The organism is Coprococcus sp. AM14-16 (genome assembly GCF_003434675.1).
GTDB lineage: Bacteria > Bacillota > Clostridia > Lachnospirales > Lachnospiraceae > Coprococcus > Coprococcus aceti.
Window position 1 is genome coordinate 1,025,488 of record NZ_QTLL01000001.1, and the last position, 15,212, is coordinate 1,040,699.

The 15,212-nt window shown below is 42.8% G+C and carries 17 protein-coding genes; all 17 read right to left on the reverse strand.

The features are described from left to right. Nucleotides 1–38: 38 nt before the first annotated feature. Nucleotides 39–368 carry a hypothetical protein gene (locus DW159_RS04610; protein ID WP_238050222.1) on the reverse strand — a complete coding sequence of 110 codons (330 nt, stop codon included), beginning with the start codon at nucleotides 366–368 and terminating at the stop codon, nucleotides 39–41. Next, nucleotides 349–795, reverse strand: a complete 447-nt coding sequence (locus DW159_RS04615) for a hypothetical protein (protein WP_055144761.1) — start codon at nucleotides 793–795, stop codon at nucleotides 349–351. The genes DW159_RS04610 and DW159_RS04615 overlap by 20 nt, the downstream gene beginning before the upstream one ends. Nucleotides 796–803: 8 nt before the next feature. Then, on the reverse strand, nucleotides 804–1,136 hold the full coding sequence (locus DW159_RS04620; RefSeq protein WP_117549087.1) for a hypothetical protein: 333 nt from the start codon (nucleotides 1,134–1,136) through the stop codon (nucleotides 804–806). 20 nt (nucleotides 1,137–1,156) lie between these two features. Beyond that, nucleotides 1,157–1,456: a hypothetical protein gene (locus DW159_RS04625; RefSeq protein WP_117549088.1), complete on the reverse strand. Its 300-nt coding sequence runs from the start codon at nucleotides 1,454–1,456 to the stop codon at nucleotides 1,157–1,159. A 25-nt stretch (nucleotides 1,457–1,481) separates the two neighbouring features. Next, the gene (locus tag DW159_RS04630) at nucleotides 1,482–2,009 is read right to left on the reverse strand and encodes a DUF3916 domain-containing protein (protein WP_117549089.1); all 528 of its coding nucleotides are present in this window, start codon (nucleotides 2,007–2,009) and stop codon (nucleotides 1,482–1,484) included. A 67-nt stretch (nucleotides 2,010–2,076) separates the two neighbouring features. Beyond that, a complete protein-coding gene (locus tag DW159_RS04635) occupies nucleotides 2,077–2,439 on the reverse strand; it encodes a DUF6547 family protein (protein ID WP_117549090.1) in 363 nt (120 codons plus the stop codon). Between the two features lie 14 nt (nucleotides 2,440–2,453). Then, on the reverse strand, nucleotides 2,454–2,801 hold the full coding sequence (locus tag DW159_RS04640) for a DUF6572 domain-containing protein (protein WP_242992613.1): 348 nt from the start codon (nucleotides 2,799–2,801) through the stop codon (nucleotides 2,454–2,456). Between the two features lie 20 nt (nucleotides 2,802–2,821). Continuing rightward, nucleotides 2,822–3,505: a hypothetical protein gene (locus DW159_RS04645; RefSeq protein WP_117549092.1), complete on the reverse strand. Its 684-nt coding sequence runs from the start codon at nucleotides 3,503–3,505 to the stop codon at nucleotides 2,822–2,824. 186 nt (nucleotides 3,506–3,691) lie between these two features. Beyond that, entirely contained in the window at nucleotides 3,692–5,539 is a 1,848-nt protein-coding gene (locus DW159_RS04650) for a relaxase/mobilization nuclease domain-containing protein (protein WP_015534769.1), read from the reverse strand. After that, entirely contained in the window at nucleotides 5,539–5,931 is a 393-nt protein-coding gene (locus DW159_RS04655; protein WP_015534770.1) for a plasmid mobilization protein, read from the reverse strand. The genes DW159_RS04650 and DW159_RS04655 overlap by 1 nt, the downstream gene beginning before the upstream one ends. A 686-nt stretch (nucleotides 5,932–6,617) precedes the next feature. After that, entirely contained in the window at nucleotides 6,618–7,136 is a 519-nt protein-coding gene (locus DW159_RS04660; RefSeq protein ID WP_015534771.1) for a hypothetical protein, read from the reverse strand. 9 nt (nucleotides 7,137–7,145) lie between these two features. Further along, a complete protein-coding gene (locus DW159_RS04665) occupies nucleotides 7,146–8,174 on the reverse strand; it encodes a ParM/StbA family protein (protein WP_015534772.1) in 1,029 nt (342 codons plus the stop codon). After that, nucleotides 8,146–8,553: a TnpV protein gene (locus DW159_RS04670; RefSeq protein ID WP_158547578.1), complete on the reverse strand. Its 408-nt coding sequence runs from the start codon at nucleotides 8,551–8,553 to the stop codon at nucleotides 8,146–8,148. Before DW159_RS04670 ends, DW159_RS04665 begins: the two co-directional genes overlap by 29 nt. A 388-nt stretch (nucleotides 8,554–8,941) precedes the next feature. Beyond that, nucleotides 8,942–12,478 (reverse strand): EAL domain-containing protein, encoded by a 3,537-nt coding sequence (locus DW159_RS04675; RefSeq protein WP_117549094.1) that lies wholly within the window; start codon nucleotides 12,476–12,478, stop codon nucleotides 8,942–8,944. 43 nt (nucleotides 12,479–12,521) lie between these two features. Continuing rightward, entirely contained in the window at nucleotides 12,522–13,424 is a 903-nt protein-coding gene (locus tag DW159_RS04680; protein ID WP_172674885.1) for a dihydroorotate dehydrogenase, read from the reverse strand. A gap of 11 nt (nucleotides 13,425–13,435) precedes the next feature. Next, nucleotides 13,436–14,200, reverse strand: coding sequence for a dihydroorotate dehydrogenase electron transfer subunit (locus DW159_RS04685; protein WP_055144778.1), 765 nt, complete (start codon nucleotides 14,198–14,200; stop codon nucleotides 13,436–13,438). A gap of 74 nt (nucleotides 14,201–14,274) precedes the next feature. Beyond that, nucleotides 14,275–15,201: an orotidine-5'-phosphate decarboxylase gene (pyrF, locus tag DW159_RS04690; RefSeq protein WP_015534777.1), complete on the reverse strand. Its 927-nt coding sequence runs from the start codon at nucleotides 15,199–15,201 to the stop codon at nucleotides 14,275–14,277. Between the last annotated feature and the right edge of the window lie 11 nt (nucleotides 15,202–15,212).

Consider the following 15,212-nt stretch of genomic DNA (forward strand, 5'->3'; position numbering starts at 1 on the left):
GTTTTAGGCTATTTATAGCACTTTTAAAGCTTCTATCATTAATCACTCAACTTCATGTAATCATCTACTGGAATTCCACCCATGCAGATGATTCGTACATCATCCCATCTTTCTTTTAATGATTTTCCTCTATAAATTGTTGCATTCACTAATTCATCTGCTGTTAAAAATTCCGTTCCATTAGGAATATCACACAATCCAGCCCAGTAGGGTTTATCGTACTGTGGAAGGCAACCTATATAGTGTTCTGGTTCACTTATTTCATCAACAAAATAGAAGGATGTTTCATTCATAATTTTGCCTTTTCTCAATTCTGCCAAGAAATAGTTAAAATCTACAGTATTCAAATTATATTCTGTATGGTCCATATACTATATCCTCATAATAAACAATCATCACCGACGGCAACAAAATCAAAACCAAATCAGATGGATAACAAAAATCCGACCACTTTGTACAAAAAAGATTAATTGGCAATTGTAAACCATTTTCACAGTCATAATATATCAATATCTTGTCCACATTTAATTCACTAAAAAATGTTTCAAAAGCTTCTCTGGTTTTATCTTCATTCTCTCCCCACTGGCAATCTTTAATTAATACTGGAGCGCTATGATGAACTATATCGTTTATGTATGCACTCTCTTGAAATATTTCCTTTTCACAAATCCGAATCCATTCCTTCTCTACTTCATCCTTGGATATAACACTTATTGTAGATAGTTCCTGTTTAGATAACACTGCATATTTTTCATCGCTAAATCTCCAATAATATTTGAAATCTTCAATACTCAAATAATCACCTACTTTTTCTGCAATTCCCTTAACTCATCAAAGGAATAATCCCTATAATTTTCACCCGGCTCCAGAATAGAATTTGTCGTTGCCGGAATCACCTTTAGCAATTCATTCACATCAATATCTTTCGGAAACGGAACAATATCCCCGTGTTCATTTTCGTCCTTATGTGCACAGAAGATAAATTCTCCAGTCTCCCAATTGATAGCAAATGTGTTCATATTTCCAACAGCATCCATATCCATCAGTTCTTCATGATTTGCTATAAAATTTTCATATATAAATTCATATAATGCATCCTTATCGATTTTAATGATTCTACATTCATTTTCTTTCATCCATCACACCTCACAAAAAGCTATGTAATCCTATGGTAGTTATATGTCTCTGGTTCTATCCACAGCAATACAGCAATCCATCTTCGACCGTCTATAGTTCGTCCATCCATTCTACTGCAAACGCCGGTACTCATAATATTTTCAAACAATTGCTTATTCCCTTTTGCCGGAAAACGTAAAGGCACACATGGATAATATTTCCCATCATTGTAAACTGTTTCTTTATGACTGGTATCTATACAAATTTCGCTGGAATAAGATAATGCAAATTCTTTTGCTTTTTGAAATACTATTTCGTAGTCTATATTATCAGGTAACACTCAGCTCATCCTCCCAAAACACATATTAAATCCATTCACCATAAAACCAAATATGCGACTTAGCACAATAGTCTTCATCATTAAGCTCTTCTAAATAACCTATCTCCGGTAATTCTGTCATGATTCCTCTTTCCTTCATAAAGGAACGCTTAGTATCTACCAGCGTCCATATCTGATAAGGTCCTTTCCTATCCCAAAAAGAATGATAATATTCCTCGTCATAGAAAATAATAATCTGGGACTCCCGTACTTCCGGATAGGTTATGGCTGCTACCACCTTGCAAAAGGGTATATCCTTCGGTTTGTTATCAATAAATTCCTCAGTCTTTTTAATCCATTCCTTACAAAACGCAGTCTTTATCTTACCGGAGGTTTTTGGCTTTGAAAGCCATGGTCCGCATGGAACATGAAAATGCTCAAATTTATCCTCTACATCTTTGAAGAGTAAATCATTTGTATTTTTAAATGGCTCTATTTTATCCAGCCAGCTTAACAATCTTTTAAATTTTTTCTGCTGTCCTCTGGATTTGCTTCGAATCATATATATTGACATTTTACTTTCCCTTCTTCCATCTCATCTGGCACCATCCATCCACGAACCATATGCCATCTCCGTAAAATTAATCCTCTTCAGGCCACTCCCAATCACTCCTGCGACCGATATAATCATTTGGTATGCCCTCATACTTATCCAATGGTAGCTTTTCACCCTCTACTGTAAGCTCCATATTTTTACAACACCTAAGCCATTCCAGTTTTTCCAAGGTGTCATATATTCCGGAATGATATACATCTATTATCAGCTCTGCCAAAATATCACGTTCAGTATCATTAAGCTTTTTTAATATGTCATTCATGCCCATTTGCTCTGCATCGGTTCCCGGCAGCTTGCCCTTTTTCACACCTCTGGCATCGGCACAATCCTTTGACATATTGGCAAGTTCATCTATTATTTCCTTATACATTTCGGTTGCTTTATCCATGTTCAATTCCTCCACTACTTTGTTCCATGCTCCACAATCATTTCCAAATTTTCAAAAGCATTCAAAAACACCAGTTTTGCTCTTTCTAAAAGCTTATGACATATCTCCGGCTCCTGAAATAGAAAACTTACACGAATTTCTATTTTTTTAACATCAGTATATTTTTCTTCATATTGTCTTGAATCTATGTACCAGATATAGGTATTAAGTTTCTCCTGCAACAACAATAAATGACGATTCATATCTGACCAATCCATTCCATCTGCTAAAAGAAGTATTAAGATGGAAGTCTCCTGTTCATACGCCAAACCATCTATGGTATCTGTATTTTCAATATTCAATTTCTCAATTTTGTCTTCCACACCTAAAACCTCACTCCCAATTAGCATTGCTCTTTCAACATATTCTGTCTAATTTCCCTTGCATTTTCCTTCAAATAGTGATATTCACTTTTATCCGCAAGATCCAGATAATTTTCAAGCTCCTTTGAATGAATAATATATAACACATGAAGCACCATAATCTTTTGGTATTCTGATGCGTAATCATCATCCTTATATTTATCTCTCCACCAAAAATCTATTGCGTACTTCTCTGCCTTGTCCGGATAGAGATATGCTAAAGATTTCAAGGCAAGACGCTGTGTATATTCGTTATCCACCTGTAAAAAATCGAATATCAACTCCCGTATTTCATCCTTACCATTACAATCCTTCAGACTCTCTGCGAATTGCCACTTTGCATTTATGTAATCAGTAGACAACACTTTCTTGCATAATAATTCGTACCACTCAGGATAATCTAATAACATTGCTACAATACGGCTACATTCGTTATCCCTTGCAATCCCAAATAAAATATCATCAAGCATCTGCTTCGAAGCTTCATCACAGGACGTGGTCTTAATTATATCAAATATAACATCACACATATCGTCAAATTCATTTAAGTCAATCTCCCATTCCCCATTGTCGCGACTTTCGCTCCAATCCGGATAGTCTTTATTCGCTCTTTTTATAAATTTGGCAATACACTTATGCAATTTTCTTTCATAATTATCAAACATATCTTACCTACCAATCAATAGCTTTATAACACATACAACTACGCTACTTGTACAACCTACACTTTACCATGTTCAGGAGGTTCATTCCACTTATATTTTCTATATTTTTTATTAAAGGGCGAACTGTAAATTACAACAATTCGCCCACAACATAACAATATAGCAAATATTACGTTTTAATAATTACTACCTTGTTTCTCTACTCTTCTGTACGCTGATACTTCTCGAATCATCTCTTACACCATAGTATTTCTTACGATACTGATATTCAGCCATAAATTCATCATACACAGTCATCTTATAACGGATACTATTCATCTTCTCTCTCGTATATCCCATACGCTGACAGTAAGCATTATATTCTGCTGTATAATCATCTGTAGGCACAGGTAGAAGCGAAGCACGTTCTTCCATAGACAGCTTAGTATAATCAATCGTTTCCGGAAAAACCTCTGTATCTTCTGATACTTTTTCTTCTGTCTCAGGAATTTCAACATCTGCTTCCTCTGATACTACAATAGCCAGTAGCTCGTCTATTGAAGCAGTCTGAATAGCTGCGATCTTAGAATCCTCTACAGTCTCAGAAATCTGCTCTTGTATTGCTTTCTCTGCGTCCTTCACTTCCGCAAATTCCTCATAAGACATAATATCTTCCTTTGCCATCTCCAAAGTCACATCTGCTGTATCTTGGTATTTGATATCTTCCAAATAATCCATATACTCCCACTTCCACTTATGGGTAGAACTGGAAAGCTGGCTTAACACCATATCCCAAAGTTCTACTGCTCTGGCAGCTTTTTCATGATACAGTTCTACTGCCTGCTGTCGCTCAAACTCATCTTTGGTCATAACCGGTGCTGTAAGCTCCCCTTCCATGAATCCGGCTGCATCATTTACATTTATAAACTGTGATTGCAGATAATCCACATAGTCTTTATTCCAGTCCTCTCTTGCAAGCTCTTCACTACAATAATCCTGACAAATACGATTTCTGTCAAATGCCAGTTTTCTTTTCCGCGCAAGAAGCTCTCTCTGCTTCTGCTCCTCCTGTAGCTGTTTCTCCTTCCTTGCAGCCTCTTCTCTGGCAAGTGCCTCTGCTTTTACCCTTGCTACTTCCTCAGCAATGCGACGGGCTTCTTTTTCCGCATTACGCTCTGCCACAACCTTTGCAATTCTTTCTACAAGGTCAGCTTTGCCATAACCTTCTCCCAGCTTATTTCCTCGAATACCCTGCTTCATACCCGACGTGGAAAATGTCACTGTTTTATTCGTAACACGAATCTTCCAGTTATACATAAATTGCAGACATTCAACCATTTGCTCAAAGGAATCCACGAAAGGCAACAGCTTGTCTATGGTATCCCGAATCAATTCTCTGTTAGAAGTGACACCAACACCGTCCTTGGCATTCTGATTCATCAGATTCTTTTCCACCCAGTAGTTGTCCGTGTGCTTCTTAGCAAGCAAATCTACCTGTCCTAAACCCAGTCGGATACACTTCTCCATTACCCACTTTTTTGCATGGAACATCATCTTCCCGGTGCTTTTGTGCTTACAGCCCAGCTTCCATTCACAGGGTTTCTCATGCCACCTGCTCTGCTTTCCGGCATACTTTCTGACAGAATTGATAACCATGTGAACGTGCATATTCTGACTGCCATTGTGACCATCCGGATGAACTGCCACCACTGCCTGATGCCCCGGTGCGAATACCGAAAGCCATTGCTTGCCAAATTCCAACGCCTGCTCTATGGTAATGGGATCATTTGGCTCAAAGCTGATGATATAGTGATGCGCCTTTACATCCTTTACGGAATTATTCTTGCCATACAGACGATTGACCTCGATACATTCTGCACCAAAGCTGTCCACATCACAGTTCACACCTACAATCAGATAATTCTCACGCTCTTGTATTCTGCCTTTTTCATCCAACACAGGCTTGTTGGTATATTCATCAAACTGGCAGGTAAGATACTCCACCGCCGAAGAATAAAATCGGTTCTTTACTGAGATATGCTTCAAAATCGCCATTAACCTTCACCATCCTCTCCACTTTTGCGCCTACGCTTCTTTCCACAGGCAACATCCTCCAATGCAGGAAGTATTTTAAATTTCAAATCCAACAGCTCCCTTATGGCTTCCTTCAGTTCATAATAAATGCTGTAAAAATCTCCGCCACCATTTAAGTGCTTTGCTATCTGGTTCAGGTTGGAACCAATCTTGCCCAGCTGCATGGAATACTCCTTCAGCAGACTGGTATCACCATAACAAGGAAGCTTTCTTCCTAATGCACACCGTCTGATATATTCCGAGGTGCTAAGCCCGGTCTTTCTTGCCTTCGCTTCAATCTCTTCCTTATCCTCTGCCGAAATACGCATGGACATCAGAACCATATTCTCTTTCTTTTTATCTGTATTTCTCATAAATTCCTCCATTCCGATACACAAAAAAGCAGGTAAATAAATACCTGCTCCCTCGTACCTACAAAATATAAATTTTTAATTGCTACTCCAATAGAATAATTAAACTGCCGGATACGTCAGAAGATTTTCCCCGATGCAGATTCTGCATCTCCCCTCCCGTGCATAGCCTCGCTCCCCTAAGGTCGCTCACCAATGCGCTCGTTGCACTCACGGATATTTCCTTTAGCAGTCTGTTGCGGCTCGTTATAATTCGCTAGCCGAATATATGGAAATGTGTCATACACCTGTCTTACAGAAATCTGCTAATCACATTTCTCATAAGAAATCCTGCTATAGCCTCCGCATCATTTTCCTTAAGAAATCCTTCTTTCGCTGATGCGTGCCGACCTAAGTCGGCATGGGCTCCGGATACGTCGCATAAGGTAGAGCAAGTTCCGCCCTGTATATACACGGGCAGGAACTTGTTGGGGATTTGACATCCCCAAGCCCTAGCTTTTTCGCCTTATGGACATAAAAATAAAGCCTGCAAGCAGACTTTATTTTTTGCCAAAGGCTTGGCTGGCTTCGTAAGAATTTCGTATCACAGCTTTTCCCATAGAAAAAGAACTGTCTTACAGATAAGGTCATTTCCTCATACAAGGCACCTTTTTGTAAGACAGTCCGTCATACTGTGATTTTTCATTTTCTTACTCATCATCCATATCAAACAGACTTCCAAGCATATCTTTTGTGGCACTATCCATAGCATTGGAAGTATCTGCGGCAAGTTCATTATCGGGAACCGTTGGCTCCGGCACATTAGCTGCTACAGCAGAAGGCATTACATTCGGTACAGCAACTGTCATACCATTAGGAACTGCACCAGACATCGGCAACGTAGCCATAGGAACAACTCCCATATTCATCTGCTGAGCCATTGCTCCCAGAACTCCGGCAAACATATTGTTAGCCATATTCTGTGAGGACTCCTGCACCACCTTGGTAAATTCCTCTGCCATGCTTTTGATTGCCTGCTCCATCCATTCTGTGGTTTCCTTTTCCCGAATGCCCCTTTGCTCACTTTCCATAGCAGAAAACAATGCCTGCTTGATAAGCTCTGTCTGATTCAGATATCCCGGCTGGCTGGATTTTGCCTCCAGCCACGCAAGGATTTTTCTGTCACTTTCACATTTCGGATTCAACCGAAAAGATATTGCATTTCCCATAAAAGCCTCCTATCCCAGATTTTCTGCAAGATAACGGTAGCCGATGGCATTGGCTTTCACATCCGTTACATACTGGATGTTTCTGCCCTGCGCTCTGCCAAAACGCTTCATCACACAGGCGCCACCGCCCACATACACAATATTCTCATGCATTAAATCCACCTTAATCTCCCGAAGCTTCGCTTCCACCTCGTCTGCATACTGCTGTAAGCCTTTCTCAATAAAAGGGATAAAGTCAGCATTTACATTGGACTGCTTTCCACGGATAACATCAACAATGTCATCCTCCGGCATTTCACACTTTAACTTGGGAAGGGCTTCCTTTTTGATACGCTCAATGGTGGTAATCAGTCCAAGCTCATAAGTACAGGCATCCTTATCCATAGGGATTCTGTCACGGACGCTTAATATATCCAAGGTCCAGGAGCCCAAGTCCACACATCTGAGTCTGTCCATATCTCCCATACGGTTCGCAATAGCTGCATAACACTGGGCATAAATCTTTACCTTATCCATGAAGAAAGAATAATGCACTCCCTCAAAGGTAAAAGAAATACGCTCCTTATGCCACAGATAATCACGAAACTCCTTACGCTCCGCACCAAACAAGGTCAGAGGCACACCTGCATATAATTCCACATGAGAAGCCGCTGTCTTACCCTGATACTGCAATTCCTTGGCAATCCCTGCAAGGGTCAGCAGAAAATAGTTCTCATTCTCTGTCTTGGTTGCCTGCTTTCCAAGTCTGCCCTGTCCTACGATATACTTTTTCCCTTTATACTCCAAAAGTCCGTTCTTGGTAAGAGGCTCATAATCCACCGGAACTATAGAAGTCTCCATAAAAGTATGCTCGCCCTTAATGGAACTCCAGCCATGATCCAGTGCAATTTTAACAGGTGCCATAGTTGTTTCAGTCATAAATAAATTTTCTCTCATAAAATCCTCTCTTTCTCCGGCATAATAACCGGTCTGCATAATATTTTTGTTTTGTGTTGCAGTCGCTCCTGCATTAGTGATACTTGTAAACAATCTCTCCATAAATAACCTCCTCCGCAAGCTGTTTTGCCTGCTCTCTTATTTTCCACATTACCATAGTGGAATGTGCATCCTTTGGCTTATGCTTCACCAGATACTTCTCTACAATCCTATCTAACATCTCATAAGCCTCCTCATTTACTTCCTTTGCCCTAATCAGAAGCTGACCCAGCCTAATATGATGACGATACCTGTCAGGGTGGTTTTCCTTCATATAACAAATCCACAGATGACCGTATTTTCCGATATCGGCGGCTGCTACAACCGAAGCCGTATCGGATTTCGTATCAGTATCATCCATACCGATATTCGGATACAAAATACCATCCACCTCTGTATAAGTACCTCCCAGCTTCTCAAACAATGAAATTTCATTACTCATAATCTTAACTCTCCTTCCATAATCCATTTGAATTTTTGATAATAAAAAAAGCCCACATACCTGCATTTCTACAAGTACATGGACTTATACTTTTATCATCCTCATCTGATGATTCCTATTCGTTTGTACTACACACTTTACTACACACTTTTTATGATAAACTACACACTTTTACGATAAGTTACGATACTTTTGCGATTTCTGTAAAAGTGCTGTAAGCCTTGTAAATACGGCGTTTTTCGAGGTTTGGGAGAGTCTTCAAAACAGGACAGCCAAGAATTCGATAAATTCCTTCTTGTACTGTTCCATGTCTCTGCGAATCCTCCTGTTTTCAGGCTTTTTTGCCCTTTTTCCTACACATACTACCATAATCCATATAAAGATTCAATTATTTATTGGTGTACGGCTGTGATATGCCTCTTTCCCTGCATATCTCCACATACTTTTCTTTCTCCAGCGGCCTGCTGCACAGATACCCCTGTATACAAGCCAGTCCCATGCTGCTGAGCGCATCCGCCTGATCCTCGGTCTCCACACCCTCAGCTATACAGAACATTCCCAGTTCATTGCACATGTTTATGAGATGACACATAACCGTGCGATCCACCGGATTGACAGTTACGTCATTTATCATGCTCTTGTCGAACTTGATAATGTCAAATCCCATATGGGCAAGCATGGCGACATTTGAGTATTTTGTTCCAAAATCGTCCATCGCTATGCGGAATCCAAGCTCATGTATATTGTTTGATATGTTCACCAGTGTATCATGCTCCTGCTCGCTGACCGATTCGGTTATCTCTATCTCGACCACATCATGCGGTATTCCGTACCTGTCAACCACTGCTGCTATCTGCTTGGCCACATTGCTCTCTATAAGCGACATTCTGGAAAAGTTACAGGATACCGGGATGTATGGCATTCCCTCTTCATGCCATTTTGCCAGATCTCTGCACACATTCTCAAGCACGTAAAAATCCACATATTTTACAGTCCTGCTCTTCTCAAGCCTGTCGATAACATCCGCTAAGTCATCATTTCCGGAATATCTTACAAGGGCCTCTGCCCCACATATCTTTCCTGACGGATACAGCATCTTCGGCTGATAAAGGACATAGAACAGTCCTTCCTCAAGTTCCTTCTTCACCATATCCTTTTTCAGCGTATTCCACTTCACCGAATGACAGTCCTGCTGTTCATACCAACGCTGTTTCTCAGAATACAGGAGATTTGCCGCATGATCCTCCATCCTGCGGACGTCAATGTTATAGTCTGTCCAGACATACCCGCAACATGCCGTGAACTCACCGTAGAGCAGGTTTTCCCGCAGTCTTGATGCATATACGTTAAACTTCAACTGCTCAATGTTCTCGCATATGATGATAAAGCTGTCATAACCCATGCGGAACACCCTTTCGTCCGGAAACGTCTTCCTTATCCTGCCGACAAGCTGCAGGATCACATCGTCCGCATAATCCGGACCGAACATCTCCGCGATGCCCCTTATCTCATTGATATCCACAGCCACAAGTCCAATACTGCTCAGATTCTTTCTGCCTCTTATATAGTCTATGTAACTGTTCCTGTTAAAGCATTTTGTCTGCTTATCGTGGGTGAACTCAAACTGCTGGTCCTCCTTCAGATGTCTCTGATATATCTCACTTCCGATAAAAGCAGCGAAGTTCTTCATGAGTCTTATGTTTCCATTGTGCTTCTCCGGATTGAACACAAATACCCTGCCGAGCAGTTCATCGTCCACTATGATCGGAACCGCATACAGTGACCATATCCTGCTGTCACTCAGCATCCGTGCAAATTCTGTTTCAGGATTCCTTAATGGATGGGAACGGTCCACTATGAGAACCTCGTCCCTGAGGACTTCCTTCTCCAGTTCATCCCTCATTTTCTGTGTGACAAGAGCCTTCAGACCATCCTCTATCGACTCCTCGTCTGATGATTTCCAGTAATAAAGCTCCCCTGTGCCATCCTGTCCATACTCCACAAGGCAGGCGTTCTTGGAATTGTAGAAAGTTCCCATCACCTCGAGCAGACTGGTATATTTCTCCTCACTGCTCTGCTTTGAAGTTATATTCGCCATGAAATTGACAAGGGCATCCTCTATGTCATAGCTGTCCGCCAGAACCTGTGTTGTCTTATCTATGTCAGACACGTCAACTGCAATCTCAAGCCGGCTCTTTCTTCCGTGCCAGTCAACTATCTTATCCTTCACCACATACAGTCCCTTTGCCTTGCTGTTGTAGTGATTCCATACATAACTCTGTCCGGGAACCAGTATCTCATTAGAACAAAATGGGCACTGGTCATCACCGCCCTGGGTTATCTCAAAGCACTTTTTACCCTTGTAAGAATCGTCGTTCTCCGCAATTCCAAGACTTCTCTTCGCCGCCTTGTTGAGGAAATACATCTCGTGGGTCTTCATGTCAGCAACATATGCTATATCAGATATCTCATCCAGCATAAGACCTTCGTCATCATTGTATGTATATCCGCTGTGATGCGAATCACATGAATGCATATCCGCTGAGTCGGCATAGTCACAGTAACGGTTCTTGCCGCCCCTCTTTGCTGCGTACAACGCCTGATCCGACTCACTGTATAGAAGGTCAAAATCTATACCACCCTCTATCCTGTGGATACTTATTCCCATCGACATAGTATGCGGCAGACTGCAATTGATCGTGGTGAGTCTGGTCTGTATATTCTCAGCCAGCTTATACACGTCCTCTCTTCTGTCGACTATCGGGATAAACAGTGCAAATTCATCGCCGCCCAGTCGTCCTGAGAATCCTCCGGCTGCCGACGCAACCTCCTCCAGCGTCACTGCAACATCACACAGAAGATCATCTCCCGCATAATGTCCAAATGCGTCATTTATATGCTTAAAGTCATCTATATCCATGATATAAAAAGCGCACAGTTCACCCGGGAAAGACTCTAGCATATCCGTAATCTTGTGCTGAAATGTGACATGATTATAAAGTCCCGTCAGAGAATCCCTCTCCGCCCTGAGCTGAAGCTCCTGACTTCTTATCTTCTCATCGTTTATGGAGTAATATTTGCCGAATATCTTGCGAACCTTTTTCTTGGAGTCCCTGAGAGGAACAAAGAGCACTCTGTACCACTCACATTTGCCTCCGCCACCCAGATCAAGGCGCAGATCACCCATCAGCCTGTCACAGCTATCCGCATCCGCATCAAGGATCTTTCTGAACATGCCGGTCACGGCGTCTCTGTCGTCAGCGTGGACTATCCTGTTAGTGTCGATACCCTTATAGAAATTCTCATATTTCATGGTGGTGACCATCTCACCATCCACGACCTTCTCATTTATCAGAGTATCCGTCGGGACATCGTACACGATTATGGATTCTCCGCTTCCCTGAAGTATCAGCCTGAGCATCTCAGACTGCGCCTTGTTCTCCAGCTCCGCTTCCATCTTGCTTGTCACATCGATAAACACCGCACACAGTGCGATGATTCCCTTTTTTATGGACATGACAGAAAGGCAGACCTGTATCCAGAAATATCCCCCGGTATTCACATCCGTAAAGCGGATGTCACGCACCGTGGTCTTGTTACTCGTTATGGTCTCCAGGATCTGCTTCTTAAGGGCAGACCGATCCTCTGGAATGGCCAGCATCACGTAGTCACTGGCATATCCGCTCATCTGATCCTCGGTCACATTGAACAGCTTATAAAAGCTTTTGCTCATGTACCTGACAGCCGGCTTATTCCCGTGAAGTTCAAATATACCCACACCGCCTGCCAGATTGTCAAGAGTCTTCTCCAGCATCCTTGCGTGATCAGATATCTCCTCGCTGAGCTCCTCATTTCTGCCAAGCGCCTCATCCAGTTCCATGCGGAGTTTTTGTGCATATTTTTCAATATCTATGTTATCTTCCATAACCCAACACCCCTTAAAACTCTTACAGAAGACTTATATCGTTCTATTTTACACAGCCTATCAGCTCATGGATATCGCTGATGGAATTCTTCTTCATATACTCCTCAATACCCTTTATGATCTCCACTGTTGCATAAGGATTGTGGAAGTTGGCCGTTCCAACTGCCACCGCACTTGCGCCGACCATAATCATCTCAAGGGCATCTTCTGTGGTAGCCACGCCGCCCATTCCGATGATAGGAAGCTTTATTGCATTTGCCACCTGGTATACCATTCTGACTGCTATCGGATGGATCGCAGGGCCTGACACACCTGCAGTCTTATTTGCCACTGCAAATGTTCTTCTGTTCACATCTATCTTCATACCTGTCAGTGTATTGATGAGTGATACCGCATCAGCACCACCAGCCTCTGCAGCTCTGGCCATCTCTGTTATGTCTGTGACATTCGGACTCAGCTTCATGATGATAGGCTGCTTTGCCGCTGCCTTGACTGCCTTTGTTATATCGTAGAGCGCATCCGGCTGCTGGCCAAATGCGATTCCGCCCTCTTTTACATTCGGACATGACACGTTGATCTCAAGCAGATCCACATCACAATCGCCAAGCTTCTCAACGCAGTCAACATAGTCCTCCTTGGACTTTCCACACACGTTTACGATGATCTTTGTATCATAATCCCTGAGGAATGGTATATCTCTCTTCTTGAACACATCGATTCCAGGATTCTGAAGTCCTATGGCATTCATCATGCCGCCGTAAGTCTCAGCTATACGAGGTGTCGGATTGCCCGGCCATGGCACATTTGCCACGCCCTTGGTGGTTACTGCACCGAGCTGTGAAAGATCCACGAACTCGCTGTACTCCATGCCTGAGCCAAATGTTCCTGAAGCTACTGTTATTGGATTCTTGAGAGTCACACCCGCTATATCCACTGACATATTGATCTTATCTGACATTACAGCTCCACCTCCTCAGCGTAGAATACAGGTCCATCCTTACAGATCCTTCTGTTGTGCACCTGTGAGTGCTCATCTATATCCTTTGTCTTGCATACGCAGGCAAGACATGCGCCCACGCCGCACGCCATCTTCTCCTCCATGGATATCTGGCACTCGATGCCCTTCTCCATGGCGTATGCCTTGATTCCCCGAAGCATAGGAGTAGGGCCACATGCATATATGACAGCACCGTCCACGCCGTATTCCTTTATGGCATCTATTACGTTGCCCTTCACACCGTGCTGTCCATCCTCAGATGACATATACACCTGTGCGTATGGCTCAAATTCCTCGTTCAGGAATATCTCATCCCTGTAGCCGAGCACGACTGACTTCTCACAGTCAAGCTCTTTTGCAAGCTGTAACATAGGTGGGATTCCTATACCTCCGCCTATCAGGATCGCCTTCTTGTCGGACTTCATGAAGCCGTTGCCGAGAGGCCCCAATATATCGACCGTATCTCCAGCCGCAAGCTGTGAAAATTCCTTTGTTCCAAATCCAACCACTCTGTATACAAGGCGGAGTGTTCCCGCCTCTCTGTCTATTCCGCAGAGGCTGATAGGTCTCGGGAGCATCTTGCTGCCATCGTGAGTATATACAGACACGAACTGTCCTGCTATAGCCTGTGAAGCTATCTCTGGAGCTTCAAGCACCAGACTGTATACATCAGTGGCAAGAGTCTCCTGGCTGACCACCTTTGCTGTCATCTTAAGTTTGCCCATAGTCTTCCTCCATCATCATTCTATTATCAGTGTACGGCGGACAAGCCCGGCTCGCCGCACACATTCCGGCTTAATTACGCATCAAGTGCGCCGTTGATATCCTCGATCATGTCAACTACTGCCTGTCTTGAGGCATCTGCATAGTTCTCAGCACCAAACTGTGCATACTTGTCCTGCTTGTAAGCAGCTATGATTCCTCTTGATGAGTTGACGATCGCACCGAGTCTGTCCTCATTGAAGTAGTGTACAAGGTCTGCAGCCTTACCCCCCTGTGCTCCGTAACCCGGAACAAGGATAAATGACTTTGGCATAACCTTTCTCAGCACCTTGCCCATCTCAGGGTATGTGGCACCGACAACAGCTCCAACCGCTGAATATCCTGATTCACCTACAACATCGCTGCCCCATTTGTCAACCATATCTCCGACTATCTCATAGAGTGGACGTCCATCCACAAGTCTGTCCTGGAACTCACCTGATGATGGATTGGATGTCTTGACGAGAACGAATATACCCTTGTTCTCCTCCTTGCACACATCCACAAATGGCTTGATTCCGTCTGTTCCAAGATACGGGTTTACTGTGATGAAATCCTCATCAAATCCAGCATATGTCTTGCTTCCCACCTGTACCTTTCCGATATGACCAACCGCATATGCTGTTGATGTTGAACCTATATCGCCTCTTTTTATATCTCCGATAACGACAAGTCCCTTCTCCTTGCAATAGTCAACTGTCTTCTTGAATGCCTTGAGTCCCTCGATTCCGAACTGCTCATACATGGCTATCTGTGGCTTAACTGCAGGTATAAGATCATATGTAGCGTCAACTATTCCCTTGTTGAACTGCCATATAGCCTCACCAGCGCCCTCAAGTGTCTCGCCATACTCTGCAAATGCAGCTTTCTGGATATGCTCCGGTACATAGTTGAGCATTGGATCAAGTCCAACTACTATAGGTGCATTTGTCTTCTGGATATTCTTTACTAACTTGTCTATCATGATATTTTCTC

What these genes read in the sequence shown, in the direction of transcription:
- pyrF (WP_015534777.1), bottom strand. Translation starts at nt 15,201, where the DNA reads ATGATAGACAAGTTAGTAAAGAATATCCAGAAGACAAATGCACCTATA.
- DW159_RS04645 (WP_117549092.1), bottom strand. Translation starts at nt 3,505, where the DNA reads ATGTTTGATAATTATGAAAGAAAATTGCATAAGTGTATTGCCAAATTT.
- DW159_RS04675 (WP_117549094.1), bottom strand. Translation starts at nt 12,478, where the DNA reads ATGGAAGATAACATAGATATTGAAAAATATGCACAAAAACTCCGCATG.
- DW159_RS04620 (WP_117549087.1), bottom strand. Translation starts at nt 1,136, where the DNA reads ATGAAAGAAAATGAATGTAGAATCATTAAAATCGATAAGGATGCATTA.
- DW159_RS04665 (WP_015534772.1), bottom strand. Translation starts at nt 8,174, where the DNA reads ATGGAGAGATTGTTTACAAGTATCACTAATGCAGGAGCGACTGCAACA.
- DW159_RS04610 (WP_238050222.1), bottom strand. Translation starts at nt 368, where the DNA reads ATGGACCATACAGAATATAATTTGAATACTGTAGATTTTAACTATTTC.
- DW159_RS04650 (WP_015534769.1), bottom strand. Translation starts at nt 5,539, where the DNA reads ATGGCGATTTTGAAGCATATCTCAGTAAAGAACCGATTTTATTCTTCG.
- DW159_RS04670 (WP_158547578.1), bottom strand. Translation starts at nt 8,553, where the DNA reads ATGAGTAATGAAATTTCATTGTTTGAGAAGCTGGGAGGTACTTATACA.
- DW159_RS04635 (WP_117549090.1), bottom strand. Translation starts at nt 2,439, where the DNA reads ATGGATAAAGCAACCGAAATGTATAAGGAAATAATAGATGAACTTGCC.
- DW159_RS04660 (WP_015534771.1), bottom strand. Translation starts at nt 7,136, where the DNA reads ATGGGAAATGCAATATCTTTTCGGTTGAATCCGAAATGTGAAAGTGAC.
- DW159_RS04630 (WP_117549089.1), bottom strand. Translation starts at nt 2,009, where the DNA reads ATGTCAATATATATGATTCGAAGCAAATCCAGAGGACAGCAGAAAAAA.
- DW159_RS04685 (WP_055144778.1), bottom strand. Translation starts at nt 14,200, where the DNA reads ATGGGCAAACTTAAGATGACAGCAAAGGTGGTCAGCCAGGAGACTCTT.
- DW159_RS04655 (WP_015534770.1), bottom strand. Translation starts at nt 5,931, where the DNA reads ATGAGAAATACAGATAAAAAGAAAGAGAATATGGTTCTGATGTCCATG.